The sequence below is a fragment of the Faecalibacterium sp. An58 genome, from assembly GCF_002161515.1.
GTDB lineage: Bacteria > Bacillota > Clostridia > Oscillospirales > Ruminococcaceae > Faecalibacterium > Faecalibacterium avium.
Map to the genome: position 1 here is coordinate 1 of NZ_NFHX01000085.1, position 574 is coordinate 574.

The window sequence follows — 574 nt, forward strand, 5'->3', positions numbered from 1 at the left end:
TGACAGAAGGATTGGAACACAAGAAGGTAGTCTGTGAGCTGCCGGAGAAGGAACAGATCTGCGCCAATTGCGGCCGCACAATGGTACGGATCGGGGAAAAGTTAGTCCGGTCTGAACTGTTGATTGTGCCGGCCCAGGTGTATGTGGTGGATTACTATGCCGCCAGCTACAAATGTGCGCACTGTGAAGCCCAGACTGGGGAGAGCTATATCCGGCAGGCCGAAGCTCCTGTTCCAGTGATGAAGAAAAGCATGGCAGCCCCCTCCACGGTAGCCTATATAATGCAGGAGAAGTTCCAGAACGGAGTTCCGCTGTATCGCCAGGAGGCTTACTGGAAGGGGCAGGGTGTGGATCTTCGGCGCAATACCATGGCCAACTGGGTAATCCGCAGTGCCCGTTGGCTCAAGCCCCTGTATGAGCAGCTTCGCAGGGAGCTGCTGCGGCAGGATATTGTGAATGTGGACGAGACCCACGTCCATGTCCTGAAAGAGGATGGCCGGGAATCCAGTCAGATGTCCCAGATGTGGGTGTTCTGTTCTGCCGAAAAGAAAATCGCACTGTACCAGTACAGTAC

The 574-nt window shown here is 54.9% G+C and carries 1 protein-coding gene; it reads left to right on the forward strand.

Going from position 1 to position 574, the window contains the following annotated elements; all coding sequences use genetic code 11:
• Positions 1-11 precede the first annotated feature (11 nt).
• The coding region (locus B5G12_RS14255; RefSeq protein WP_144064188.1) for an IS66 family transposase at positions 12-574 on the forward strand (563 nt) is incomplete at its 3' end.